This window comes from Pseudomonas sp. GM17, from assembly GCF_000282175.2.
Classification (GTDB): Bacteria; Pseudomonadota; Gammaproteobacteria; order Pseudomonadales; family Pseudomonadaceae; genus Aquipseudomonas; species Aquipseudomonas chlororaphis.
On record NZ_CP124732.1, the window covers coordinates 172,825 to 196,166 of the forward strand.

General features: G+C 63.8%; 19 protein-coding genes. 9 read left to right on the forward strand and 10 right to left on the reverse strand.

What is annotated here, in order from left to right; all coding sequences use genetic code 11:
- The first annotated feature begins 142 nt into the window (after positions 1–142).
- The 6 genes from PMI20_RS00760 to yccS all read left to right on the forward strand — a co-directional run bounded on the left by PMI20_RS00760 (position 143) and on the right by yccS (position 9,911).
- Complete coding sequence (locus PMI20_RS00760; RefSeq protein ID WP_007925973.1) at positions 143–1,585, forward strand: TldD/PmbA family protein; 1,443 nt, start codon at positions 143–145, stop codon at positions 1,583–1,585.
- Complete coding sequence (locus tag PMI20_RS00765) at positions 1,585–2,922, forward strand: TldD/PmbA family protein (protein ID WP_007925972.1); 1,338 nt, start codon at positions 1,585–1,587, stop codon at positions 2,920–2,922. The genes PMI20_RS00760 and PMI20_RS00765 overlap by 1 nt, the downstream gene beginning before the upstream one ends.
- 16 nt (positions 2,923–2,938) lie before the next feature.
- Positions 2,939–4,459 (forward strand): multidrug transporter subunit MdtD, encoded by a 1,521-nt coding sequence (gene mdtD / locus PMI20_RS00770; protein ID WP_349775292.1) that lies wholly within the window; start codon positions 2,939–2,941, stop codon positions 4,457–4,459.
- A gap of 213 nt (positions 4,460–4,672) precedes the next feature.
- Positions 4,673–6,010, forward strand: a complete 1,338-nt coding sequence (dbpA, locus tag PMI20_RS00775) for an ATP-dependent RNA helicase DbpA (RefSeq protein ID WP_238437657.1) — start codon at positions 4,673–4,675, stop codon at positions 6,008–6,010.
- Positions 6,011–6,167: 157 nt separating this feature from the next.
- Complete coding sequence (locus PMI20_RS00780) at positions 6,168–7,346, forward strand: BaiN/RdsA family NAD(P)/FAD-dependent oxidoreductase (RefSeq protein WP_007922295.1); 1,179 nt, start codon at positions 6,168–6,170, stop codon at positions 7,344–7,346.
- A 372-nt stretch (positions 7,347–7,718) separates the two neighbouring features.
- Entirely contained in the window at positions 7,719–9,911 is a 2,193-nt protein-coding gene (yccS, locus tag PMI20_RS00785; RefSeq protein ID WP_007922296.1) for a YccS family putative transporter, read from the forward strand.
- 108 nt (positions 9,912–10,019) lie between these two features.
- Here the strand turns inward: yccS and PMI20_RS00790 are convergent, their stop codons facing one another.
- Positions 10,020–10,757 carry a substrate-binding periplasmic protein gene (locus PMI20_RS00790; protein WP_007922297.1) on the reverse strand — a complete coding sequence of 246 codons (738 nt, stop codon included), beginning with the start codon at positions 10,755–10,757 and terminating at the stop codon, positions 10,020–10,022.
- A gap of 275 nt (positions 10,758–11,032) precedes the next feature.
- Between PMI20_RS00790 and PMI20_RS00795 the strand changes: the two genes are divergently transcribed.
- Entirely contained in the window at positions 11,033–11,485 is a 453-nt protein-coding gene (locus PMI20_RS00795; protein ID WP_007922299.1) for a GNAT family N-acetyltransferase, read from the forward strand.
- Between the two features lie 66 nt (positions 11,486–11,551).
- On the opposite strand, the gene PMI20_RS00800 is transcribed toward PMI20_RS00795, so the two are convergent.
- The 3 genes from PMI20_RS00800 to PMI20_RS00810 are packed head-to-tail and all read right to left on the reverse strand — an operon-like array spanning position 11,552 to position 14,547.
- Positions 11,552–11,848, reverse strand: coding sequence for a winged helix-turn-helix domain-containing protein (locus PMI20_RS00800; protein ID WP_007922307.1), 297 nt, complete (start codon positions 11,846–11,848; stop codon positions 11,552–11,554).
- Positions 11,849–11,868: 20 nt separating this feature from the next.
- Positions 11,869–12,381, reverse strand: a complete 513-nt coding sequence (locus PMI20_RS00805) for a M48 metallopeptidase family protein (protein WP_007922309.1) — start codon at positions 12,379–12,381, stop codon at positions 11,869–11,871.
- 42 nt (positions 12,382–12,423) lie between these two features.
- On the reverse strand, positions 12,424–14,547 hold the full coding sequence (locus PMI20_RS00810) for a putative bifunctional diguanylate cyclase/phosphodiesterase (protein WP_007922311.1): 2,124 nt from the start codon (positions 14,545–14,547) through the stop codon (positions 12,424–12,426).
- A 319-nt stretch (positions 14,548–14,866) separates the two neighbouring features.
- Here PMI20_RS00810 and PMI20_RS00815 point away from each other — a divergent pair, with 319 nt between their 5' ends.
- Positions 14,867–15,538: a polysaccharide lyase family 7 protein gene (locus tag PMI20_RS00815; protein WP_007922313.1), complete on the forward strand. Its 672-nt coding sequence runs from the start codon at positions 14,867–14,869 to the stop codon at positions 15,536–15,538.
- A 166-nt stretch (positions 15,539–15,704) separates the two neighbouring features.
- Here the strand turns inward: PMI20_RS00815 and fba are convergent, their stop codons facing one another.
- The 6 genes from fba to tkt form a co-directional block, all read right to left on the reverse strand.
- On the reverse strand, positions 15,705–16,769 hold the full coding sequence (gene fba, locus PMI20_RS00820; protein WP_003229012.1) for a class II fructose-bisphosphate aldolase: 1,065 nt from the start codon (positions 16,767–16,769) through the stop codon (positions 15,705–15,707).
- A gap of 216 nt (positions 16,770–16,985) precedes the next feature.
- Positions 16,986–17,315, reverse strand: a complete 330-nt coding sequence (locus PMI20_RS00825) for an MliC family protein (protein ID WP_007922315.1) — start codon at positions 17,313–17,315, stop codon at positions 16,986–16,988.
- Between the two features lie 60 nt (positions 17,316–17,375).
- Positions 17,376–17,594: a hypothetical protein gene (locus PMI20_RS00830; RefSeq protein ID WP_007922316.1), complete on the reverse strand. Its 219-nt coding sequence runs from the start codon at positions 17,592–17,594 to the stop codon at positions 17,376–17,378.
- A 31-nt stretch (positions 17,595–17,625) separates the two neighbouring features.
- Entirely contained in the window at positions 17,626–18,789 is a 1,164-nt protein-coding gene (locus PMI20_RS00835) for a phosphoglycerate kinase (RefSeq protein ID WP_007922318.1), read from the reverse strand.
- 42 nt (positions 18,790–18,831) lie between these two features.
- Positions 18,832–19,887, reverse strand: coding sequence for an erythrose-4-phosphate dehydrogenase (gene epd, locus PMI20_RS00840; protein ID WP_009045982.1), 1,056 nt, complete (start codon positions 19,885–19,887; stop codon positions 18,832–18,834).
- Positions 19,888–20,071: 184 nt separating this feature from the next.
- Positions 20,072–22,069, reverse strand: a complete 1,998-nt coding sequence (tkt, locus tag PMI20_RS00845; protein WP_007922335.1) for a transketolase — start codon at positions 22,067–22,069, stop codon at positions 20,072–20,074.
- A gap of 273 nt (positions 22,070–22,342) precedes the next feature.
- Here tkt and PMI20_RS00850 point away from each other — a divergent pair, with 273 nt between their 5' ends.
- Positions 22,343–23,338, forward strand: a complete 996-nt coding sequence (locus PMI20_RS00850; protein WP_037033913.1) for an ArsR/SmtB family transcription factor — start codon at positions 22,343–22,345, stop codon at positions 23,336–23,338.
- Positions 23,339–23,342: the final 4 nt, after the last annotated feature.

Here is a 23,342-nt window from a genome sequence, read left to right on the forward strand (position 1 = left end):
GACCTGGCTTCAAAGCCCTTCGGGCTTTATCGCGAGCAATCGAGCGTCGACCGGCTGCTCCTACAGAAAAACCCTGGCCCGACGCCCGCTTGCTCTCGATAAGGCCTGCAACAGCCAGACTGTTCACATGGAGGCTCCTCAGATGTTCGATTTCCACCCCCAGCTCAAGCAGCGCTTCGCTGCCTTGCGCACGGGCGCCGAATTCTTTTCCCTGCGCTACGTGCGCGAATCCGGCCAGTACCTGTCGGTGCGCAAGAACGTCGCGGAGCCGCCGAGCCTGAGCCGCGACGAGGGCGCGATGCTCACCGTGCGGGTCAATGGCGTCGAGGCTTACGCCGCCACCAACGACCTGTCGCAAAGCGGTCTGCAGGCCGCGCTGCAACGCGCCGAGCAACAGGCCCGGCTGATCGCCGCCCATGCCCTGCTCGACCTGCGCGAACAAGCGGTGTCCAGCGACCGCGGCGACTACTTCTCGCCCAACCTCGACCAGCCCTTTCCCTCCCTGAGCGACTGCTACCAGTTGCTTGGCGACGAGTCCGCGGCCGTGCCCAGGGACGAGCGCCTGGTGAACTGGCAGGTCAGCCTCGGCCTCACCCACGTCGAGCAGATCTACCTCAACAGCGCCGGCGCCGAACTGCGCCAGGCCCAGCGCTTCGTCTACCCGGGCATGGACGTCACCGCCTACGACGGCAGCGACAGCCAGACCCGCAGCCTGGGTCGCGAGAACTTCGGCCAGCAGGGCGGCGCCGACGTGATCAGCCGCTGCGGGCTGATCGGCGCCGGAGCCCAGGTCGCCGACCAGGCGCTGCAATTGCTGCTGGCGCCCAATACGCCCCAGGGCCCGCGCGACCTGTTACTGATGCCGGACCAGATGATGCTGCAGATCCACGAATCCATCGGCCACCCGCTGGAGCTGGACCGTATCCTCGGCGACGAGCGCAACTACGCCGGCACCAGCTTCGTGAAAAGCAGCGACTTCGGCAGCCTGCAATATGGCTCCAGCCTGCTCAACGTGACCTTCGACCCGGACATTCCCGAGCAGTTGGCCAGCTACGGCCATGACGACGACGGCACGCCCGCCAGCAAGCAGTTTCTGATCAAGCAGGGCCTGCTGCTGCGCCCGCTGGGCGGCGCGCTCTCGCAATTTCGCGCCGGCCTCGACGGCGTGGCCAACAGCCGCGCCTGCAGCTGGAACCGCCCGCCCATCGACCGCATGGCCAACCTCAATATCGAGCCCGGCGACCAGCCGCTGGCGCAACTGATCGGCGGTATCGAGAACGGCATCCTGATGTCCACCAACCGTTCCTGGTCCATCGACGATGCGCGCAACAAGTTCCAGTTCGGCTGTGAGTGGGGCCAGTTGATCGAGAACGGCGAACTCAAGGGCGTGGTGAAAAACCCCAACTACCGGGCGATTTCCGCGCACTTCTGGAAAAACCTCAGCGCCGTCGGCGACGCCAGCACTTTCAAGGTCCTGGGCACGCCGAACTGCGGCAAGGGCGAACCGAACCAGGTGATCCGCGTCGGCCATGCCTCGCCGGCCTGTGTGTTCAGCCATGTCGATGTATTTGGAGGAGATGCCTGATGAGTACGTCCCTGAATCAGGCCGAGCAGTTCCAGGCTTTGGTGGGCTGGCTGCGCGATGCCGTGCGCGGGCCCGAACAGTTCACCCTGAGCTACGCCGCCGAGTCTTCGCAGTTCATCCGTTTCAACCACGCCAAGGTGCGCCAGGCCGGGCAAGTGCAGCAGGCCAGCCTCGGCTTCAAACTGATCGACGACGGGCGCCATGCCGACCTCGAGATCACCCTCGCCGGCGACCCGCAGGTCGATATCCAGCGCCTGGCCGAAGGCCTGCAACAGTTGCGCGAGACCCTGCCGCTGCTGCCCCGGGACCCGTACCTGCTGCTCAACCCCGATGCCTGGAACACCCACAATGTGCAGGAGCACCCGCTGCCCAGCAGCGAGCAGGTGGTGGCCGAAATCGGCCAGGCCGCCGCCGGGCTGGACCTGGTGGGGTTCTATGCGGCAGGTCCCATCAGCCGTGGTTTTGCCAGTTCCTCGGGAGCCTTTGGCTGGCACCAGGCCAACAGCTTCAACTTCGATTTCAGCCTGTTCCACGAAAATGGCCAGGCCGTCAAAGCCAGCTACGCCGGGCACGAATGGAGCAGCCAGGGCTTCGCCCAGCGCTTCCAGCAGGCCCGGGAACAGCTGGCGTTTCTCGGACGACCGTTGCGCACCCTGGCGCCCGGGCAGTATCGCGCCTACCTGGCGCCGGCGGCCCTGGAAGAAATCATGGGCATGCTGAGCTGGGGCGGGTTTTCCGCACAGTCCATCGCCAGCAAGCACAGCCCGCTGCAAAAGCTCTATGCCGGCGATGCCAGCCTGAGTCCCCTGGTGTCGCTGGACGAGCAGGTCAGCGACTCGTTGAGCCCGGCGTTTTCCGACGAAGGCTACCCGCGCAGCGACCTGTCGCTGATCGCCGGCGGCGTCGCCCAAGGGCAACTGATCAACTCGCGCAGCGCCGCCGAATACAGCCTGGCCACCAACGGTGCCGGCAGCGGCGAATACCCCAGCGCGTTGAACATGGCGCCCGGGCAGTTGTCGCAGCAGGAGATTCTCAAGCAACTGGGCACCGGCCTGTACATCAGCAACCTGTGGTACCTGAACTACTCGGACCAGCCGGCGGCGCGCCTGACCGGCATGACCCGCTTCGCTACCTTCTGGGTGGAGAACGGCGAGATCCAGGCTCCGGTCAGCACCATGCGTTTCGATGACAGCGTCTACAGCCTGCTGGGTTCGCACCTGGAAGGCCTGACCCGGGAGCGCGAGCTGCTGCTGTCGGCCAGTACCTACAGCCAGCGCCAGACTGCCTCGGCGCAATTGCCGGGCGCGCTGGTGAGCCGGCTGACGTTGACCTTGTAACCGCTGTCGCACGCAAATCTCGCTCCTACGGGATGGCGTCTGTAGGAGCGAGGCTTGCCCGCGATGCGGTTGCAGGGGGGATAGGTGTTCACAACAAGAAAGAGGTCCCATGCCCAACCGTGCCGAACTTGACGCCACCACCGCCCGCTGGCTGCCGTGGGTGGTGGCCATCGCCTTTTTCATGCAATCCCTCGACGGGACCATCCTCAATACCGCCCTGCCGGCCATGGCCCGCGATCTGGCGGAAGATCCGTTGCGCATGCAGGGCGTGGTCATCGCCTACATGCTCACCGTGGCGCTGCTGATCCCGGCTTCCGGCTGGATCGCCGACCGTTTCGGCACCAAGAAGATCTTCTTCGGCGCCATCCTGCTGTTCAGCATCGGCTCGTTGCTCTGTGCCCTGTCCAACTCCCTGAGCATGCTGGTCGGCGCCCGGGTGATCCAGGGCCTGGGCGGCGCCCTGATGCTGCCCGTCGGCCGGCTGGTGGTGCTGCGCGCCTACCCGCGCTCGGAACTGGTGCGGATCATGGGTTTCATCACCATTCCCGGGCTGCTCGGCCCGCTGATCGGCCCGACCATGGGCGGCTGGATGGTGCAGTACCTGACCTGGCACTGGATCTTCCTGATCAACCTGCCGGTGGGCGCGATCGGCTGTTATGCCGTCTGGCGCTTCATTCCCGACCTGCGCGGCAGCGAGCGCACGCGTTTCGACGGCCTGGGCTTTTTGCTGTTCGGCGCGGCGATGGTGCTGATCACCATCGCTATGGAGGGCCTGGGCGAACTGCACCTGCCGCACCTGCGGGTGATGTTGCTGCTGTTCGGCGGCCTGGCCTGCCTCGCGGCCTACTGGCTGCGGGCCGGGCATATCGACAACCCGCTGTTCGCGCCTTCGCTGTTCAAGGTGCGGACCTTTGCCGTAGGCATCCTCGGCAATCTGTTCGCCCGCCTCGGCAGCGGCGCCCTGCCGTTCCTGGTGCCGCTGCTGCTGCAAGTGGCCCTCGGTTATTCACCGTCCCAGGCCGGGATGAGCATGCTGCCGCTGGCCGCCGCGGCGATGCTCGCCAAGTCCATCGCCCGTCCGCTGATCGAACGCCTGGGCTACCGCATCGTCCTCACCGGCAACACCCTGGCGCTGGGGATCATGCTCGCCAGCATGGGTCTAGTGACGGAACAGACGCCCTACCCGCTACTGCTGGGCATGCTGGCGGTGCTGGGGGCGATCAACTCGCTGCAGTTCACGGCGATGAACACCGTGACCCTGATCGACCTCGACGACGCTTCCGCCAGCAGCGGCAACAGCCTGCTGTCGGTGGTGGCGCAACTGTCCCTGAGCCTGGGGGTGGCCTGCGCCGGCGCGCTGCTCGGCGGCTTCACCGCCGAAGTCGGCAACGATGGCGTGAACACCGTGCTCGGCGCCTTCCAGCTGACCTTCCTCACGGTGGGGATCATGGCAATGCTGGCGGCGGCGATCTTCCTGCAGCTGTCGTCCAGGGACGGCCGACGGGCGAAGAAGGTCCAGGAGCATATCGAGCACTGAGCCGCATCGGATAAAGCATGCAGCTCGATTGACGTCGGCTGCGCCGCCGATCGCAGCCTTCGGCAGCGGCTACAGGAGCGAGCGATGGCTCGCTCGTCCAGAAATTGCAGGTAAAGGGAGCGGGACTGATACACTGCGCGACATTTTGTTTTGCAGGCCCGTCCCGTGACCACCATTGCCACCGCTTTTAATACTTTGCCGCTGTCCGCCGCCATGCTGGCTAACCTCGACTCACTCGGTTATGCCCAGATGACGCCGGTCCAGGCGCAAAGCTTGCCGGTGATCCTCAAGGGGATGGACCTGATCGCCCAGGCCAAGACCGGCAGCGGCAAGACCGCCGCGTTCGGCATCGGCCTGCTGAACCCGATCAATCCGCGCTACTTCGGTTGCCAGGCCCTGGTGATCTGCCCGACCCGCGAGCTGGCCGACCAGGTGGCCAAGGAAATCCGCCGCCTGGCCCGCGCCGAAGACAACATCAAGGTCCTGACCCTGTGCGGCGGCGTGTCCTTCGGCCCGCAGATCGCCTCGCTGGAACACGGCGCGCACATCATCGTCGGCACCCCGGGCCGCCTGTCCCAGCACCTGCGCAAGGGCTCGCTGAAACTCGACGGCCTCAACACCCTGGTCCTCGACGAAGCCGACCGCATGCTGGACATGGGCTTCTACGACCCGATCGAAGAGATCATCGCCTACACCCCCGAGCGCCGGCAGACCCTGCTGTTCTCCGCCACCTACCCGGTGGGTATCAAGCAGCTTGCTTCCAAATTCATGCGCGACCCGCAGCAGGTGAAGGCCGAAGCCCTGCACGCCGACAGTCAGATCGAGCAGCGTTTCTATGAGATCTCGCCGGAAGAACGCATCGACGCGGTGGTCAAGGTGCTGAACCACTTCCGTCCAGAGTCCTGCGTGGCCTTCTGCTTCACCAAGCAGCAGGTCCAGGAAACCGTCGACCACCTGACCGCCAAGGGCATGTCCGCGGTGGGCCTGCACGGCGACCTGGAACAGCGCGACCGCGACCAGGTATTGGCGATGTTCGCCAACCGCAGCACCTCGGTGCTGGTGGCCACCGATGTAGCCGCCCGCGGCCTGGACATCGATGCCCTGGACATGGTGATCAACGTCGAGCTGGCGCGGGATTCGGAAATCCACATCCACCGCGTCGGCCGCACCGGCCGCGCCGGCGAGAAGGGCCTGGCGGTCAGCCTGGTGGCGCCGTCCGAGGCGCACCGCGCCCAGGCCATCGAGCAATTGCAGAAGTCGCCCTTGAACTGGGAACAGATCGACAGCCTGAAATCCCAGGGCGGCGGCCCGCTGCTGCCGGCCATGAGCACCCTGTGTATCGGCGCCGGGCGCAAGGACAAAGTGCGTCCGGGCGACATCCTCGGCGCCCTGACCGGTGAAGCCGGCATCCCCGGCACCCAGGTCGGCAAGATCGCGATCTTCGACTTCCAGGCCTATGTCGCCGTGGACCGCGGCATCGCCAAGCAGGCCCTGCAACGCCTGAACAGCGGCAAGATCAAGGGCCGTTCGCTGCGCGTGCGCATCCTGTAATACCACCGCGGCCAATGCCTGCTCTCCTGTAGGAGCGAGGCTTGCCCGCGATCAAGGCACCGCGGTCTGCCAGGTACAACCGCATCATCGTTCATCGCGGGCAAGCCTCGCTCCTACGGGAACGGGGTTGCCTCGACACTTGTGTGAGGACACCGTTTTGCGCTCTACCGAAGTCGTGATCATTGGCGCTGGCGCCGCAGGGTTGATGTGCGCGCTGACCGCGGCCGGCCGTGGCCGCCAGGTGCTGCTGCTGGACCACGCCAACAAGGCCGGCAAGAAGATCCTCATGTCCGGCGGCGGGCGCTGCAACTTCACCAATATGTACACCGAGCCGGGCAATTTCCTCTCGCACAACCCGCATTTCTGCAAGTCGGCCCTGGCCCGCTACACCCAGTGGGATTTCATCGGCCTGGTGGCCAAGCACGGCGTGCCGTACCACGAGAAAAAACTCGGCCAGCTGTTCTGCGACAACAAGTCCAGCGACATCCTCGGCATGCTGCTCGACGAGTGCGACCAGGTCGGCGTCCAACTGCACCTGGACACCTCGATCCAGCAGATCGAGAAGCTCGACAGCGGCTACCTGCTGGAAACCACCCTCGGCCAGCTCCAGTGCCAATCCCTGGTGATCGCCACCGGCGGCCTGTCGATTCCGACCCTGGGCGCCACCGGCTTCGGCTATCAGGTGGCCAGGCAGTTCGGCCACGAGCTGCTGCCGACCCGCGCGGGCCTGGTGCCGTTCACCATCACCGACCAGCTCAAGGAGCTGTGCGGCGAGCTGTCCGGCACCTCGGTGGACTGCCTGGTGAGCTGTAACGACATGAGCTTTCGCGAGAATATCCTGTTCACCCACCGAGGCCTGAGCGGTCCGGCGATCCTGCAGATTTCCTCGTTCTGGGAATCCGGCGACACGGTGGAGATCAACCTGCTGCCGGACCACGACGCCGCAAGCTGGCTGCAACAGCAACAGGCCGAACGCCCGAACAGCGAGCTGAAGACCCTGCTTGGCGAGATCTTCACCAAGAAGATGGCCGGCCTGCTGGCGGACAACTGGTTCGTCTCCAAACCGATGAAGCAGTACACCCACGCCGAACTGGCGCAGATCGCCGAGCAACTGGCGTGCTGGAAAGTGGTCCCGGCCGGCACCGAGGGTTATCGCACCGCCGAAGTGACCCTGGGCGGCGTCGACACTCGCGAGGTGTCGTCCAAGACCATGGAGTCGCTGAAGAGCCCGGGGCTGTATTTCATCGGCGAGGTGCTGGACGTCACCGGCCACCTGGGCGGCTTCAACTTCCAGTGGGCCTGGGCCTCCGGCTACGCGGCCGCGCAGTACGTCTGATCCGCCGTTCACCTGGCCTGTAGCCGCTGCCCCAGGAGCCGCAGAACCGGCCACTGCGGTGGGATAGGCCGAACACGGTCGCCTGTTATGCGGCCGCTGCGCGCCCGATCGCAGCCTCGCGGGGCTCGGCAGCGGCTACAAGATTTCCCCATTTCCTGTAGCCGCTGCCGCAGGCTGCGATAGGTCCGCAGGACCTCGGGGGGACGCCAGATCGCTGCGCCCCTTCGGGTCGATCGCAGCCTTCGGCAGCGGCTACAGGTACCGATGAAGATCAGCGGGAACAGAATTTGCTGTCGGATGTGACGACCCCATTGCGCGGTCGTCAATACTGGCTCAATTTAGCGGCATCGCCCCGGAAGGCTTTCTCACTTCATGTCATCGACCAGCTTTCGTCAGTCACTGCGGCGCCTTTGGGCGCTGGATAAATTCAGCTACAGCGTGCGGGTGTTCATCGCTCTGACCGGGAGCATGGCGCTGTGCTGGTACCAGGACGAAATGGCCTTGCTGATCCCCTTGTTCCTGGGGATTATCGCCAGCGCCCTGGCCGAGACCGACGACAGCTGGCAAGGCCGGATCAATGCCCTGGCCGTGACCCTGGTGTGTTTCAGCGTCGCCGCCCTTTCCGTCGAACTGTTGTTCCCCTACCCCTGGATCTTCGTCATCGCCCTGGCGCTGGCCAGCTTTGGCCTGACCATGCTCGGCGCCCTGGGCGAACGTTACGGGGCGATCGCCTCGGCGACCCTGATCCTGTCGGTCTACACCATGATCGGCGTGGACCAGCGCGGCGGCGCCGTCACCGACTTCTGGCACGAACCGCTGCTGTTGGTGGCCGGTGCCGCCTGGTACGGCCTGCTGTCGGTACTCTGGCAGGCGATGTTTTCCAACCAACCGGTGCAGCAGAGCCTGGCGCGCCTGTTCCGCGAGCTGGGCTATTACCTCAAGCTCAAGTCGTCGCTGTTCGAGCCGATCCGCCAGCTGGACGTGGAAGCGCGCCGGCTGGAACTGGCGCAGCAGAACGGCCGGGTAGTGGCGGCCCTGAACGCCGCCAAGGAAATCATCCTGCACCGGGTCGGCAACGGCCGGCCGGGCTCCAAAGTCAGCCGCTACCTGAAGCTGTACTTCCTCGCCCAGGACATCCACGAACGCGCCAGCTCGTCCCACTACCCCTACAACGCCCTGGCCGATGCGTTCTTCCACAGCGACGTACTGTTCCGCTGCCAACGCCTGCTGCGCCAGCAGGGCAAGGCTTGCCGGGCCCTGGGCGAATCCATCCAGTTGCGCCAGCCCTTCGTCTACGACGCCAGCTTCGCCGAAGCCCTGAGCGACCTGCACGCCTCCCTGGAACACCTGCGCATCCAGAGCAACCCGGCCTGGCGCGGCCTGCTGCGTTCGCTGCGGGCGCTGGCCGCCAACCTCGGCACCCTCGACCGCCTGCTCAGTGACGCCAGCAACCCCGACGCCCTCGCCGACGCCACCGACAGCAGCCTGCTGGACCGTTCGCCGCGCAACCTCAAGGACGTCTGGACCCGCCTGCGCACCCAGCTGACCCCGACGTCGCTGCTGTTTCGCCATGCCCTGCGCCTGCCCCTGGCCCTGAGCATCGGCTACGGCATGGTGCACCTGATCCACCCCTCCCAGGGTTACTGGATCATCCTCACCACCCTGTTCGTCTGCCAACCGAACTATGGCGCCACGCGGCGCAAGCTAGGCCAGCGAATCATCGGCACTGCCATCGGCCTGGTGGTCGCCTGGGCGCTATTCGACCTGTTCCCCAGCCCGCTGGTGCAGTCGCTGTTCGCGATTGCCGCCGGGGTGGTGTTCTTTACCAACCGCACCACCCGCTACACCCTGGCCACCGGCGCCATCACCATCATGGTGCTGTTCTGCTTCAACCAGGTGGGCGACGGCTACGGGCTGTTGCTGCCGCGCCTGTTCGATACCCTGCTGGGCAGCCTGATCGCCGGCCTGGCGGTGTTCCTGTTCCTGCCGGACTGGCAGGGCCGACGCCTGAACAAGGTGCTGGCCAATACCCTGACCTGCAACAGCATCTACCTGCGGCAAATCATGCAGCAGTACGCGGCCGGCAAGAGCGACGACCTGGCTTACCGCCTGGCCCGGCGCAACGCCCACAACGCCGACGCGGCGCTGTCCACCACCCTGGCCAATATGCTGATGGAGCCTGGGCATTTCCGTAAGGAAGCGGACGTGGGCTTTCGCTTCCTGGTGCTCTCGCACACCCTGCTCAGTTACCTCTCCGGCCTCGGCGCGCATCGGGAAACCCAGCTGCCGGCGGAAGTCCGCGAGCACCTGATCGGCGGGGCCGGGGTCAGCCTGGCCAGCAGCATCGATGAAATCGCCCAGGGCCTGGCGAGCAAGCAGCCGGTGGCGATCCAGAGCGATGCCGAAGAGGCCCTGGCCAATGAGCTGGAGCAGATGCCGGACGAGATCGATGAAGGCCAGCGGCTGGTGCAGACCCAACTGGCGCTGATCTGCCGCCAACTGGGCCCCTTGCGGACCCTGGCGGCGCATCTGATCAAGGACACCGGCGAAGAACAGGCCGCGTAGCCGCTGCCGCAGGCTGCGATCGCCTCCGCAGGAGGCGCAAGCTTTCAAGAACGCCACAGGTTTCGGCCTCGGCGCCCAGCCTGCTGCAGCAGCTTTAATGGCGCCGTTTCACATCCCGTGCTGGCGCAGCAAGCGGTCGTAGCTGCCGTCGGCTTTCATCGCCTCGATCTCTCGATCGAACCCCGCCACGATCTGCGCATGTGCGGGGTTCTTCAGGCTGACCAGGATATGCAGGCCGTTCTCGCTCAGGGAATTGGGCAGGAACTCCACCGCGTTACGCACCCGCGGCGACTCCCGCGCCAGGTAATAGCGGGCAACGTACTCGTCCTCCAGGGTCAGCTTGACCCGGTCGGCTGCCAGCATGCGCACCGCCATCGCGAAGTTGTGCACCAGAACCTTCTGCAGTTCTGGATCGCTGTCGAAATCGGGGGAGTAGGCATAACCCCGTACCACCGCGATGGGGTACTGGTGCAGTTGCTTGAGGTTGGTGTATTCGATGGGGGCATCCTTGCGCCGGATGAAGCGCACCCGATTGACCAGATACTCCGAGGAGAATTGCCCCAGCTGGGTGCGGGCCTCATTGAACCAGGCATTCACCAGCACGTCGTAACGCCCCTCGCCGACGCCAAGCAAGGCCCGCGCCCAGGGCACCTGTTCGAACTCGCTGGCATAACCGGCCCGGGCCAGCGCGGTGCTGACGATGTCGGTGGCCAGCCCGCCGTTGACCAGCGTCGCATCCGTGAAGGGCGGCCAGACGTCGGCGACCAATCGCAATTTTTCCGCATAAGCGCTCTGGCCCAGCAACAGCAATCCGATCAAAGCAAAGGCTCTATGCAATCGCGGCATGCTAAAAGATCCTTAGCGGGCGGACAGCCCTGCGTGTTTTTTTGCCCAGACTCGAGGTTCTCCGGCCGGCGGACGGCCACGACCCAGCTCCTAACAGTAGCTTATGGGTGCCACTGCACAGCGCTTCAGCGCAGATTACACAAAGAAGACCGCCACGAACCAATGCGATGATGGCATTTTGACCCACCTCACAGAAACGCCACTCCAGCGCCAGACAAGACAAGCCACCCGCCAGGCGCTTAACATCCGGGCACCGCTTTCCAAAGGATGAAACGATGACAATCGAATGGGTCTGCAAACACCACACCGATCTGGGCAAGGAGCAGTTGTACGCGATCCTGCAGTTGCGTACCGAAGTCTTCGTGGTCGAGCAGAAATGCGCCTACCAGGAAGTCGATGGCCAGGACCTGGAAGGCGACACCTGCCACCTGATGGCCTGGGACGATGACCAGCTGGTGGCTTATCTGCGCCTGCTCGACCCGACCTCCCAGGGCGGCGACGTGGTCATCGGCCGCGTGGTGATCGCCCCGCAAGCGCGGGGCAAGGGACTGGGCCATGAACTGATGGAGCACGCCCTGAAACAGGCGCAGAAACGCTGGCCGCAGATGCCGATCTATCTGTCGGCCCAGGCGCATTTGCAGGGGTATTACGGGCGCTACGGCTTCAACGTCGTGGGCGAGGAGTACCTGGAAGACGATATTCCGCATATCGGCATGCGCCGAAGCTGATAGCGTCATCGCGAACCTGCTGGCGCCAGCAGGTTCGCCTTCGCATCGATCGGCTGCCGAGTTCCCTCAGGGATACTCCAACACCGTCTTGATCCGCGACAGGTTCGCCTCGATCCAGCCCTTGTCGATCGCACCCCAGCTTTTGATCCGATAGCTGCCGGCATGATTGCGCGCGCCGTCCTGCTGCTCGAACTCACAGACGATATCCAGATCCGCCAGGGCGGCGATGGTGTCCTGCGCCGTGCGCCGCGGCATGCCGGTGGCCTCGGTCAGGGCCGGGACATTGCTGGCCAGGCCGCTGTCGATCAGGTACGCCACATACAGCCGGCGGTAAAAGCTGCTCTTGGTCTTGCTCACGTCCATCGCCCGTTCCTTGTGCAGGGTTACTCGGAACCACCTGCCCTGGCTTGCAGGTCGCGCCAGGTCAGGTAGACCCGCAGGTCGAATTCCAGTTGGTGATAGCCCGGCAGCATGTGCTCGCAGAGCTTGTAGAACGCCTTGTTGTGCTCGCTTTCCTTGAAGTGCGCCAGCTCGTGGACAACGATCATGCGCAGGAACTCCGGCGCCGCCTCCTTGAACAGCGAAGCGATGCGGATTTCCTTCTTGGCCTTGAGCTTGCCGCCCTGGACCCGCGAGATCGTGGTGTGCAGGCCCAGGGCGCGGTGCGTCAGGTCCAGGCGGTTGTCGAACAGCACCTTGTCGATGGCCGGGGCGTTGCGCAGGTACTCCTGCTTCAACTCCAGGGCATAGCCGTACAGCGCCTTGTCACTCTGCACCCCGTGCTTGCCGGGGTACCGCTGGCTCAGGTAATCGCCCAGCCGCCCTTGCGCAATCAGCTGGCGCACTTGCTCTTGCAGGGTGGCGGGATAGGCCTGGAGGTATTTCAACGCGGTCATGGGACGGCAACGCAATCACGAAAGGCCGCCAGTGTAGCGAATTCAACCCGGCAACGCGCTCCAGTCGAAAGGCTCGGCAAAGCGCTCGGCATCCGCGGCGATCAACGGCCGGGCCACCAGGAAGCCCTGCACGTACTCGCAGCCGTTGGCCTGCAGCCAGCGGTACTGCTCCAGGGTCTCCACGCCCTCGGCGATCACCAGCACGCCGAACGCCTTGCACAGGTCGATCACGCAGCGCGCCAGCGCCGCATCTCGTGCCGAATCCGGCAACCTGGCGATCAGGTGACGGTCGAGCTTGAGGGTATCGAGCTGCAGATCCCGCAGGTGGGCCAGCGAACAGGCGCCCGAACCGAAGTCATCCAGCGCCACCCGCACCCCGAGACTGCGCAACAGGCGTAGCTGCTTGCGCGACTCGTCGAGGTTCTGGGTCAGGGCGTCTTCGGTGATCTCGACCTCCAACTGCCGAGGTTCCAGGCCATGGCGTTCCAGGACCTGGCGCAGTTCGGTGGCGAGGTTCGGCATGGCGAACTGGGTGCCGCTCAAGCTCACGCCCAGCACGGTCTGCTCGGCGAACAGCGTTTTCCAGGACGCCCGCTGGCTCGCACTCTGCTGATAGATCCAGCTCCCCAGGCGGCTGATCAGCCGCGCCTCCTCCAGCAGCGGCAGAAACAACCCCGGCGGCACATCGCCGACACTCGGATGCCGCCAGCGCAACAGGGCTTCGAAACCGCGCAGGCGCCCATCGGCAATCGCCACCTGGGGCTGGTACACCAGGTTGAACTCCTTGTGCTCGACCGCGCTGCGCACGCTTTCCTCGAGCATCAGCCGCGAGCGGGCACGGCCGTTCATTTCGTGGTCGTAATAACGATATTGCTGGCGCCCGGCACGCTTGGACTCGTACATGGCGATGTCCGCCGCGCGCATCAGGCCATCCAGATTGGAACCGCAATCGGGGTAGATGGCGATACCGATACTGGCCCCCAGCGCGACCTCCAGGCCATCGAACTGCTGACAGATCGATATGCGCTCGATGAGCTTCTCGGAAATCTTCGCCGCCTGTTCCGGAAACTCCAGCTCCAGCAAAGCGGTGAACTCATCGCCGCCTATGCGCGCCAGGATGTCGAAGGAGCGCAGGCAGGCCTTTATCTGTTCGGACACCCAGCGCAGCACCCGGTCCCCGGCGTCATGCCCCAGGGAATCGTTGACCCGCTTGAATCCGTCCAGGTCCAGGTACAGCAGCACCAACGACTTGTCGGAGCGCTCGCTGCGCAACAACAGGCTTTCCACGGTCTGGTAGAAGCCACGACGGTTGAGCAGGCCGGTCAGCGGGTCGGTCACTGCCTGGTATTCCAGTTGCTGGTGCAGATGACGGACTTCCGACATGTCGAGCAAGGTCACCACCATCGCCTTCTGCTCGCTCGGCAGCGGCGCACAGGACAACGCCACCGACACCTGCTGGCCCGGAGCCGTACGCAACGTGGCGTCGTGCAGGCGGTAGGTCTCGCCCTTGCGATAGCTGGCATACAGCTCGGATTCGGCCCACTGCGGCACATGGGGCTTTTGCAGATAGTCGAGCAGCCACGCCCCCTCCAGCTCATTCACCGGAGCGTTGAGCAAGCGGGAAATCGCCGGGTTGGCAAAGCGGATGACCCCGCCCTCATCCACCACCAGAATCCCCTCCGCGGCGTTGTCCAGCACCGAGGCATTGAAGGCCCTGGCACTCTCCAGGTCATGGCTCAGGCGCTGCAGTGCGCGGCGATTGCGCTGCTGCTCCAATAGCGCCTGCACCTTGGGTTTGAGGATCTGCGGATCGAACGGCTTGAACAGATAATCCACCGCGCCGCTGGCGTAGCCCTTGATCACCGCGTCCTTGGACTGCTCGTTGGCGGTGAGGAAAATGATCGGGGTCAGCCGGGTTCGCTGGCTGCCGCGCATCAAGCGGGCGACTTCGAAACCGTCCATTTCCGGCATCTGTACATCCAGCAACACCAGATCGATGTCGTGTTCCAGTAACAGACCCAGGGCCTCGACACCCGAGGCGGCGGTCATGACCTGCCAGTCGTGGCGCTGCAGGAGTGCACGCATGCTGAGCAGATTTTCGGGGTAATCATCAACAATCAGTAAGACCGAGCGGGCTTCACCTGGCCGAGTTTGCGCGCATTCCATGCTGCTTCTCTTGTCTGTGTAGGGTCGGCCTGCGAACAAGACCGGACAAATACTGAGACTTCACTCTAGACCTGGATCCAACAAAGCAGAAGCTGTCACAGCGCCATCATTTAGCCAAAGCCCGAGGCACCCGACTAACGGTCAGCCCCATAGCTGCTGAAACCGGTGGATGTGTTTTTTCGACAGATGGTTGACGCCAATTATCCGCCGGACGGGCATTAACAAAAGCCCCTTCTACGCTTATAAAGATCGCCTTCAAAAGCGCAGGCTAAAGCCTTTGTCGGTTTTTTATCCGGCATCAAATCGGGAAGCTTTGACTATGATCGACCTCGCAACCTGGAATCTGAGCATTCCCGAAGGCAGTCCACCGGCGACTATCGACACCCCCCGACTGGTGGATGGCTTCAAGGATCAATATTTCCATTCCGACACCGGCACCCTGTTCTTCTGGTCGCCCGTCACCGGTTCCCGCACCGCCAACGCCATCTACCCGCGCAGCGAGCTGCGGGAAACCTACTCCAACGGCACCCTGAAGAACTGGACCTACCCGGAAGCCGACAACCTGCTCTACGCCACCCTGGCGGTGAACCAGGTGCCGTCCACGGGCAAGATCGTCATCGGCCAGATCCACGCCTACAACAGCACCAAGCCCCTGGTGAAGGTCGAGTACCAGTACAAGACCACCACCCAGAGCGGCAACATAGTCGCCAAGGTCCGCATGCATCCGGACGATACCGATAGCCGGGTGATCATCGTCGCCGAAAACGTGCCGCTGGACCGCGAGTTCTCCTACCTGATCCACCTGAGCCCGGGCGGTGCCCTGGGCGTCAGCGCCGCAGGCTATCAATGGGACACCCAGCTCAGCAGCACCTGGCGCGACAAGCCGCTGTACTTCAAGGCCGGGGTGTACGTGCAGGACAACACCGGCTACACCACCGAAGGCGGCAAGGTGACCTTCTACAAGCTGGATATCGATCACAACGAAACCTGATCTTCTGTAGGAGCGAAGCTTGCCCGCGATAGCGGTCTGCCTGGCGACATCCATGGCGAATGTCAGGCCCTCGTCGCGGGCAAGCCTCGCTCCTGCACGATGAGGTGTTTGCCACAGACACAAAAAAGCCCGCATCGCTGCGGGCTTTTTCGTTCAACACAAAGGCTTAGTTGACCTTGGCGTTCAGCTCACCTTTGAGGTAACGCTGGAACATCGCTTCCAGGGAGATCGGCTTGATCTTCGAGGCGTTGCCAGCGGTGCCGAAGGCTTCGTAACGGGCGATGCACACGTCGCGCATGGCGGTCACGGTGGCGCCGAAGAACTTGCGCGGGTCGAACTCGCTCGGGTTGGTGGCCATCAGGCGACGCATCGCACCGGTGGACGCCAGGCGCAGGTCGGTGTCGATGTTGACCTTGCGCACGCCGTACTTGATGCCTTCGACGATTTCTTCAACCGGCACGCCGTAGGTTTCTTTGATGTCGCCGCCGTACTGGTTGATGATCGCCAGCCACTCTTGCGGAACCGAAGACGAACCGTGCATCACCAGGTGGGTGTTGGGGATGCGCTTGTGGATCTCTTTGATGCGGTCGATAGCCAGTACGTCGCCGGTAGGCGGCTTGGTGAACTTGTAGGCACCGTGGCTGGTACCGATGGCGATGGCCAGGGCGTCGACCTGGGTCTTCTTGACGAAGTCCGCGGCTTCTTCCGGGTCGGTCAGCATCTGGCTGTGGTCCAGCACGCCTTCGGCGCCGATGCCGTCTTCTTCACCAGCCATGCCGGTTTCCAGGGAACCCAGGCAGCCCAGCTCGCCTTCCACCGAAACGCCGCAGGCGTGAGCCATGGCCACGGTCTGCTGGGTCACGCGAACGTTGTACTCGTAGTCGGTCGGGGTCTTGCCGTCTTCGCCGAGAGAGCCGTCCATCATGACCGAGGAGAAGCCCAGCTGGATCGAACGCTGGCAGACGTCAGGGCTGGTGCCGTGGTCCTGGTGCATGCACACCGGGATATGCGGGAATTCTTCGATCGCCGCCAGGATCAGGTGACGCAGGAAAGGCGCGCCGGCGTATTTGCGGGCACCGGCCGAAGCCTGGACGATCACCGGAGAGTCAGTCTTGTCAGCTGCTTCCATGATGGCGCGCATCTGTTCAAGGTTGTTGACGTTGAAGGCTGGAACGCCGTAGCCGAATTCGGCTGCGTGGTCCAACATCTGGCGCATGCTGATGAGTGCCATTGTGTATCTCTCCCGGTCGAGGGTCGTTAATCGTGCAAGCCTGCCGTAGCGGCGGCTGCTATTCAAGTGATTGCAGATCGGGGGTCAACCCGGCCTGCCGGCATTATTACTACTGTAGGAGCGAGCTTGCTCGCGATGGGCTTCGGGACAACGCGATCATCCAGACGGATGGCGTTATCGTTGACGATCATCGCGAGCAAGCTCGCTCCTACAGGCCTACGGCGCTTTACAGCCGCGGCCGATCAAATCGTTGGTGGCGACCCAGTAAACCAGGCCTTCGTCACCTTTTTCGTGAAACGCCAGCATGTCGTTGCTGTACAGCGAACCGGAACCGCTCGGCTCCAGCTTCAGGCGATAGACCTGATCGGCCCCGCCCAACCGCACATCGACTTCCTTGCGGCTGCTGTCGGTGTAGCGCCAGACCACTTGCGCCTGGCTGTCGCATACCCAGGTCGTCCAGTTGTCCGTCTCGGCCGGCTTGAACAGGTCGAAGTTGGCGCAACCTGCCAGCAATCCCAGCGCAGCCACGGCGATAAAGCCTTTCATCGGTGTTCCTCGGCTGACGGCCCACGGCCGCCAGCACAACGCGTTATCGAATCAGACCCGTCAAGGGCAACCATGTTCCTTGGCCTTGGCTGGAGTCTCGTACTTGTCCAGACCATCGGGTCCCATGCGCTTGTTGATCACCGGCGCAGTCTCGGCCTGCCAGTCGGCCTGATAGCAACCTCTCTCAGGCTCTCCCGACTCGGGCTCCGACTGGGCAGGCTGACTACCGCAACCGGCCAGCAAGCCCGCGACGATCAACAGCGGTAACGTCTTGACCATATGAACACTCCCTTGCCTGGCCATTGGGGCTTCAGGCCTTGGCCCGGCTTTCCAGGACTTCGACCGCCGGCAGCACCTTGCCCTCGACGAATTCGAGGAAAGCGCCACCGCCGGTAGAAATGTAGGAGATTTGCTCGGCCACGCCATATTTATCGATGGCCGCCAGGGTGTCGCCGCCGCCGGCGATGGAGAACGCCGCGCTCTCCGCGATGGCCTGGGCCAGCACCTTGGTGCCGTTACCGAACTGGTCGAACTCGAACACGCCGACCGGACCGTTCCACAGGATGGTCTTCGACGACTTCAGCAGCTCGGCGAAGTTCGCCGCGGTTTGCGGGCCGATGTCCAGGATCATGTCGTCGGCCGCCACCTCGGCAATCAGCTTGACGGTAGCGGTCGCGCTTTCGGCGAACTCCTTGGCCACCACCACGTCCACCGGCAGCGGCACGCTGACCTTGGCGGCGATGGCGCGCGCGGTATCCAGCAGGTCCGGCTCGTACAGCGACTTGCCGACCGGGTGACCGGCAGCGGCGAGGAAGGTGTTGGCGATGCCGCCGCCGACGATCAGTTGGTCGCAGATCTGGCTCAGGCTATTGAGGACGTCGAGCTTGGTCGACACCTTGGAGCCGGCGACGATGGCCGCCATCGGCTTGGCCGGGGCGCCCAGGGCCTTGCCCAGCGCGTCCAGCTCGGCAGCCAGCAGCGGGCCGGCAGCGGCGACCTTGGCGAACTTGGCCACGCCGTGGGTCGAACCCTCGGCGCGGTGCGCGGTGCCGAAGGCGTCCATCACGAACACGTCGCACAGGGCGGCGTATTGCCGGGCCAGTTCGTCGGCGTTCTTTTTCTCGCCCTTGTTGAAGCGCACGTTCTCGAACAGCACGATGTCGCCGGCCTTGACGTCGACGCCGCCCAGGTAGTCAGCCACCAGCGGCACTTCACGACCCAGGGCACGGCTCAGGTAGTCGGCCACTGGCTTGAGGCTGTTCTCGGCGGAGAACTCGCCTTCGGTCGGACGGCCGAGGTGCGAGCAGACCATCACGGCCGCGCCTTTTTCCAGGGCCAGCTTGATGGTCGGCAGCGAAGCCAGGATACGCGCATCGCTGGTGACAACACCGTCCCTGACTGGGACGTTGAGGTCTTCGCGGATCAGTACGCGCTTACCTTGCAGATCGAGGTCGGACATCTTCAACACGGTCATGGGTCGCAATTCCTGGGTTACTGTTTTTTTGGAAACGGGAAGTTAAGAGACAGCTTTGGGTGCGGCTGTTTGCAGATAGTGTCCTGCAACGTCCAGCATTCGGTTGGCAAAACCCCATTCGTTGTCGAACCAGGCCAGGATGTTCACCAGCCGCGGGCCGGAAACACGGGTCTGGCTGGCATCGACGATCGCCGAATGCGGATCATGGTTGAAATCACAACTGGCGTGCGGCAACTCGGTATAGGCCAACAGGCCCTTGAGCGGGCCGCTGGTGGCGGCCTCGCGCAGGATCCGGTTGACTTCGCCGGTGTCGGTATCGCTCACGGTCTGCATCGTGATGTCGAGGCAGGACACGTTGACGGTCGGCACGCGCACAGCTTTGGCCTGAATTCGCCCGGCAAGTTCCGGCAGCAGCCGTTCGATACCGCGCGCCAGACCGGTGGACACCGGGATCACCGACTGGAACGCCGAACGGGTGCGGCGCAGGTCTTCATGGTGATAGGCGTCGATCACCGGCTGGTCGTTCATCGCCGAGTGGATGGTGGTGATCGACACATATTCCAGACCGATGGCCTGGTCCAGCAGGCGCAACAGCGGCACGCCGCAGTTGGTGGTGCAGGACGCGTTGGACACCAGCAGCTCGTCACCGGTCAGGCAGTCCTGGTTGACGCCGTAGACGATGGTGGCGTCGACATCCGCCTCGCTGGCCATCGGCTGGGAAAACAGCACCCGCGGCGCACCGGCGTCGAGGAAACGCTGGCCGTCTTCACGGGTGTGATAGGCGCCGGAGCATTCGAGCACCAGATCGACGCCCAGGGACGCCCAATCGATGCCTTCGGGGGTGGCACTGCGCAGGACCTTCACGCAGTTGCCATTGATATGCAGACAGTCGCCGTCGACCTTCACTTCGCCGGGAAACCGGCCATGGGTGGAGTCGAAACGTGTCAGGTATTCCACGCTGGCCATGTCGGCCAGATCGTTGATCGCGACAATCTCGAACCCGGCCGCAGCCCCCCGTTCGAACAGGGCACGCAAGACACAACGACCGATCCGGCCGTAGCCGTTGAGTGCAACTTTGTAGGGACGCGGTTGAGGCATGGGGTTCTCGTTAGCCGACAACTTCATGAGCGATACAAAACCATTGTAGGAGCGAGCTTGCTCGCGATGGACTTCAGGACGACGCGGTTATCCAGATAGCTAGCGTTATCGTTGACGACCATCGCGAGCAAGCTCGCTCCTACAAAGTGATGCGGCGACCAGAGGCCACCGCATTCGCGCTTTTTTAGTCTTCCAGCAGCTCTTCGGCCTGACCCAGGATGTTTTCCAGGGTGAAACCGAACTCTTCGAACAAGGCCGGCGCAGGCGCCGACTCGCCGTAGGTGGTCATGCCGATGACGCGACCTTCCAGGCCGACGTACTTGTACCAGTAGTCCGCGTGAGCGGCCTCGATGGCGATACGGGCGCTGACCTGCAGCGGCAGGACCGACTGCTTGTAGCCGGCGTCCTGGGCATCGAACACGCTGGTGCATGGCATGGACACCACACGCACCTTGCGGCCCTGCTCGGTCAGCTTGTCGAATGCCTGCACCGCCAGGCCGACTTCGGAACCGGTGGCGATCAGGATCAGCTCAGGCTCGCCTGCGCAGTCCTTGAGCACGTAGCCGCCGCGGCTGATTTCGGCGATCTGCACGGCATTGCGGGTCTGATGCTGCAGGTTCTGGCGGGAGAAGATCAGCGCCGAAGGACCGTCCTTGCGCTCGATCGCGTTTTTCCAGGCCACCGCCGATTCCACGGCATCGGCTGGACGCCAGGTGTCGAGGTTCGGGGTGCAGCGCAGGCTGGCGATCTGCTCGATCGGCTGGTGCGTCGGGCCGTCTTCGCCCAGACCGATGGAGTCGTGGGTGTAGACATGGATCACGCGCTGCTTCATCAGGGCCGACATGCGTACCGCGTTGCGTGCGTACTCCATGAACATCAGGAAGGTCGCGCCGTAAGGCACCAGGCCGCCGTGCAGGGCCACGCCGTTCATGATGGCGGTCATGCCGAACTCGCGAACGCCGTAGTACATGTAGTTGCCGCTGGCGTCTTCGGCGCTGACACCCTTGCAGCCTTTCCACAGGGTCAGGTTGGAACCGGCCAGGTCGGCCGAACCGCCGAGGAATTCCGGCAGCAGCGGGCCGAACGCGTTCAGGGCATTCTGGCTGGCCTTACGGCTGGCGATGGTTTCGCCCTTGGCCGCGACTTCGGCGATGTAGGCATCGGCCTTCTCGGAGAAATCGGCCGGCAGGTCGCCGCTCAGGCGACGCACCAGTTCGTTGGCCAGCTCGGGGAATTCGGCGGAGTAGGCGGAGAAACGCTGGTCCCACTCGGCTTCGACGGCGCGACCGGCTTCCTTGGCATCCCATTCGGCATAGATGTCGGCCGGGATTTCGAACGGGCCGTGGTTCCACTTCAGCGCGGCGCGGGTCAGGGCGATTTCCTCGGCACCCAGTGGCGCGCCGTGGCAGTCTTCCTTGCCTTGCTTGTTCGGCGAGCCGAAACCGATGGTGGTCTTGCAGCAGATCAGGGTCGGCTGCTCGCTTTTGCGCGCGGTGTCGATTGCGGTCTTGATCTCTTCCGGGTCGTGACCGTCGACGTTGCGGATCACTTGCCAGTTGTAGGCTTCGAAACGCTTTGGCGTGTCGTCGGTGAACCAGCCTTCGACTTCGCCGTCGATGGAAATGCCGTTGTCATCGTAGAAGGCAATCAGCTTGCCCAGGCCCAGGGTGCCGGCCAGGGAAGCGACTTCATGGGAGATGCCTTCCATCATGCAGCCATCGCCCAGGAACACGTAGGTGTGGTGGTCGACGACGTTGTGGCCGGGACGGTTGAACTGCGCCGCCAGGACCTTTTCCGCCAGGGCAAAGCCCACGGCGTTGGCCAGGCCTTGGCCCAGCGGGCCGGTGGTGGTCTCGACGCCCGGGGTATAGCCGAATTCCGGGTGGCCCGGGGTGCGGCTGTGCAGCTGGCGGAAGCTCTTCAGGTCGTCGATGGTGACGTCGTAGCCGGTCAGGTGCAGCAGCGAGTAGATCAGCATCGAGCCGTGGCCGTTGGACAGCACGAAGCGGTCACGGTCGGCGAAGGATGGATTGCTCGGGTTGTGCTTCAGATAGTCACGCCAAAGTACTTCGGCGATATCAGCCATCCCCATAGGGGCGCCGGGATGGCCGCTGTTGGCTTTTTGCACGGCATCCATGCTGAGGGCACGAATGGCGTTGGCACGCTCACGACGGCTTGGCATCGCTGATCTCCTGGGGGTTATCTAAGTCGGGTTGAATAAAAACGAATCGGAAAAAGGCGTGCATTTTCCCTCAGCCGGTAGGCGGGGGCAATGACAGATAATGACTCTGGCGCGTTTTTCCGGTCGATAAAGGGGCAATCGCCTGATGAAACCATTCCGCAGTTCGTTTGTAGAACCCAGGGACCTGCGTTAAGTGCCATCTATCGAGCAATATCAAAACTTTTTGATATTGATCTTGCGAGGTTGGGGGTGCGTCACTAGACTGCTGGCCTTATGAATTTACGCGCGCCCTCCATGAACCATGACGACTGCGACGAGCTGGCAGCCCTGTGCAAGGCCGGCGGCGACCCGCTGCGGCTGAATGTATTGCGCGCGCTGGCCAACGACTCGTTCGGCGTACTGGAACTGGCACAGATCTTCGCCATCGGCCAATCCGGCATGAGCCACCACCTGAAGGTCCTGGCCCAGGCCGACCTGGTGGCAACCCGCCGCGAAGGCAACGCGATCTTCTACCGGCGCGCCCTGCCCCACACCGAACTGCTGGGCGGCAGGCTGCACGCCGCCCTGCTGGATGAAGTGGACAACCTGACGCTGCCCGGCGAAGTGCAATCGCGTATCGGCCTGGTGCACCGCCAGCGGGCGGCCGCCAGCCAGGACTTTTTCTCACGGGTCGCGGAGAAGTTTCGCGCCCAGCAGGACCTGATCGCAGGACTGCCCCAGTACCGCGAAAGCGTGCTGGCGCTGCTCGACAAACTGAACTTCACGGACACCGCCACGGCGATCGAAGTCGGCCCCGGGGATGGCAGTTTCCTGCCGGAACTGGCCCGTCGTTTCGCCCGGGTGACCGCGCTGGACAACAGCCCGGCCATGCTCGAACTGGCACGCCAGGTCTGTGAACGCGAAACGCTGGCTAACGTCAGCCTGCAATTGGCCGATGCACTGAATGGCGTGAGCCTGGCGGCCGATTGCGTGGTGCTGAACATGGTCCTGCACCATTTCGCCGCGCCGGCCGATGCGCTCAAGCGCCTGGCCGGTTTGCTACAACCGGGCGGCAGCCTGTTAGTGACAGAGTTGTGCAGCCACAACCAGAGTTGGGCCAGGGAGGCCTGCGGTGATCTCTGGCTGGGGTTTGACCAGGATGATCTGGCCCGCTGGGCCACCGCTGCGGGACTGGTTCCCGGAGAAAGTCTGTATGTAGGTTTACGTAATGGTTTCCAGATCCAGGTCCGCCACTTTCAGCGACCGGCTGGCGACACTCACCATCGGTAAATTT

Excerpts from the sequence above, each read along its gene's own strand:
- PMI20_RS00760 (WP_007925973.1), top strand. The coding sequence starts at position 143 with ATGTTCGATTTCCACCCCCAGCTCAAGCAGCGCTTCGCTGCCTTGCGC.
- PMI20_RS00795 (WP_007922299.1), top strand. The coding sequence starts at position 11,033 with ATGACAATCGAATGGGTCTGCAAACACCACACCGATCTGGGCAAGGAG.
- PMI20_RS00850 (WP_037033913.1), top strand. The coding sequence starts at position 22,343 with ATGAATTTACGCGCGCCCTCCATGAACCATGACGACTGCGACGAGCTG.
- fba (WP_003229012.1), bottom strand. The coding sequence starts at position 16,769 with ATGGCACTCATCAGCATGCGCCAGATGTTGGACCACGCAGCCGAATTC.
- PMI20_RS00815 (WP_007922313.1), top strand. The coding sequence starts at position 14,867 with ATGATCGACCTCGCAACCTGGAATCTGAGCATTCCCGAAGGCAGTCCA.
- dbpA (WP_238437657.1), top strand. The coding sequence starts at position 4,673 with ATGCTGGCTAACCTCGACTCACTCGGTTATGCCCAGATGACGCCGGTC.
- PMI20_RS00830 (WP_007922316.1), bottom strand. The coding sequence starts at position 17,594 with ATGGTCAAGACGTTACCGCTGTTGATCGTCGCGGGCTTGCTGGCCGGT.
- PMI20_RS00835 (WP_007922318.1), bottom strand. The coding sequence starts at position 18,789 with ATGACCGTGTTGAAGATGTCCGACCTCGATCTGCAAGGTAAGCGCGTA.
- epd (WP_009045982.1), bottom strand. The coding sequence starts at position 19,887 with ATGCCTCAACCGCGTCCCTACAAAGTTGCACTCAACGGCTACGGCCGG.
- PMI20_RS00825 (WP_007922315.1), bottom strand. The coding sequence starts at position 17,315 with ATGAAAGGCTTTATCGCCGTGGCTGCGCTGGGATTGCTGGCAGGTTGC.
- PMI20_RS00800 (WP_007922307.1), bottom strand. The coding sequence starts at position 11,848 with ATGGACGTGAGCAAGACCAAGAGCAGCTTTTACCGCCGGCTGTATGTG.
- PMI20_RS00765 (WP_007925972.1), top strand. The coding sequence starts at position 1,585 with ATGAGTACGTCCCTGAATCAGGCCGAGCAGTTCCAGGCTTTGGTGGGC.
- PMI20_RS00810 (WP_007922311.1), bottom strand. The coding sequence starts at position 14,547 with ATGGAATGCGCGCAAACTCGGCCAGGTGAAGCCCGCTCGGTCTTACTG.
- yccS (WP_007922296.1), top strand. The coding sequence starts at position 7,719 with ATGTCATCGACCAGCTTTCGTCAGTCACTGCGGCGCCTTTGGGCGCTG.
- PMI20_RS00805 (WP_007922309.1), bottom strand. The coding sequence starts at position 12,381 with ATGACCGCGTTGAAATACCTCCAGGCCTATCCCGCCACCCTGCAAGAG.
- tkt (WP_007922335.1), bottom strand. The coding sequence starts at position 22,069 with ATGCCAAGCCGTCGTGAGCGTGCCAACGCCATTCGTGCCCTCAGCATG.
- PMI20_RS00790 (WP_007922297.1), bottom strand. The coding sequence starts at position 10,757 with ATGCCGCGATTGCATAGAGCCTTTGCTTTGATCGGATTGCTGTTGCTG.